The 1869-nt window shown below is 24.8% G+C and carries 1 protein-coding gene; it reads right to left on the bottom strand.

All coding sequences use genetic code 11. The annotated features are described in order from the left end of the window. Positions 1–16: 16 nt before the first annotated feature. The gene (locus IAI56_RS15595; RefSeq protein WP_187658742.1) at positions 17–1708 is read right to left on the bottom strand and encodes a hypothetical protein; all 1692 of its coding nucleotides are present in this window, start codon (positions 1706–1708) and stop codon (positions 17–19) included. Positions 1709–1869 lie beyond the last annotated feature (161 nt).

A 1869-nucleotide genomic window follows, 5' to 3' on the forward strand; every position in this document is an offset into this window, starting at 1 on the left:
ATTATATGCCGTATTTTTATTCTTCACATTTTATGTCTAAAATTGATTTTCTTTCAGAATCTAATTTTAGTATAATTTTTAATACAGTTGTTTCATTAGTATTTTCATTGTTAAATGAGAAATAAAGAAATAAAGAGTTCTTCTTTTCAACATAGGAAGTAGCACCGCCACTTAATAGTTTTTTTGAATTATTACTTCTTAAATCTTTTAACTTATTTTCTACTTGATAACTTTTAATAATTTTATCTGAAATATTTTCTGACTTTCTACTTAAATAATTGGCAACTTCATTTGAAATAAATGCTATATCTTCTTTTGAATTTATTTTAAAGTACCTATTTCTATTAAATACATTATTTTCATCTTTTGACCAAATATCATTTAATCTTGATGTTTGTAAAATTTTATATGATGGGTCAATTACAATTTTACTATTGTTTTCAATATTGATTTTTTGTACTTTTTGTTCTTTAGAAAAAGTTAAAGTTTTTAAAGACTTTTGATTGTTTGAGTCAACAATGCCTATTTCAACGGCATAATTCTTTTCTGAATTTGATGTTATACAAACTTCACTAGAAGAACATTCTGAGATAAAAAAGTCTGGAAATACTTCATCAGTTGATATTGTTTCAACTCCTTTAGATTTGAAAAAAATATTTATTTCATTAAGATCTATTAATTTTTTCACTACATTATTTTTATAAAGTTCTCCAAGTTCATTAATAAAGTTAGGATTGTTCAATAACCTTGTTTGAAAATAAATTGGCAATAAATCATAAGATAGAAGATGGGTCGAATTAGCATCTAAATTATTCTTTTTTAAAGCTTCCAATGATGTTTGCCCTTCTAAATTAAATAATCGTTCGTTTATTGATTTGTCAAGTTGTTTTTCTCCAAGTTGCGAGATAACATATTGCATAGATAGAAATTCAGCAATTCCTTCTGTTAATGGTCTTTCTTTAATAATTAAACCGTCTTGACCAAACCAAATGTGCGCAATTTCATGTGAGATTGAATTTTCTCTATTTTTACCTTTAATTACGTTTGAATCGTATACAATAATATTTTCATTAGTTATACTTGGTTTATTTAATGGAGCAAATGCAATCCTTGGTTTGCTTTTTTCTCCAAAGTATTTTGAATAATAGTTGAAAGAGTTATTCATACCTATATTAGCTTTTTTCATTTCATCTAAATATTCTTTTTCATTTTCTAAATAAAAAACTTTGAATCCATTTTCCTCAAAGAAATTAAAATTACCTGCAATTATCTTAGGTGACCTTACATAATTTCTTTTTAAATCTTCTTGTGTTGGAAACATGATTTTATATTTATTTGAAGAAATATCGAGATTAATTTTTTTTAATTTATAAAGCTCGTCATTTTTTACACCCAAATATCTTAAGTCAGAAATAAAAAAATCATTGGTTATTGATGATTTATCAGTGACAATTTCAAATTTGATATTATTTACATTTTGAATTTCACATTCTTTAAATATTCCTTTTTCTTTTAAAAAAATTGCCTCTTTTGGATTTAATGAAATTTCTTTTGGAAATGAATAAATACTTTTAGTGTTTTGATTAAATATTTGATTTACTTGAAGATTAGAATATTCATCTATTATAATTTTAGCAGTTATTTCTTCTTGTGCAGATAATAAAGCACAGTTTAAAAATAATGTAAAAAATAAAATTTTTCTTTTCATAAATATATTTTTTCGAGTTTTTTGGTAATATGGCATATAACGTGTCGCCGGTAAGCGAAGTCGCTGACAAAGCGAACTGAGTTCTCTCTGCCAAGATAATATTTCTTCGTGAAAATCGAACATGAATCTTGCAGATTCTCAGCGATTTTGCTTACCGGCTG

This window comes from Flavobacterium macrobrachii, assembly GCF_014486675.1.
GTDB classification, from domain to species: Bacteria; Bacteroidota; Bacteroidia; order Flavobacteriales; family Flavobacteriaceae; genus Flavobacterium; species Flavobacterium macrobrachii.

What these genes read in the sequence shown, in the direction of transcription:
- IAI56_RS15595 (WP_187658742.1), bottom strand. Translation starts at nt 1,708, where the DNA reads ATGAAAAGAAAAATTTTATTTTTTACATTATTTTTAAACTGTGCTTTA.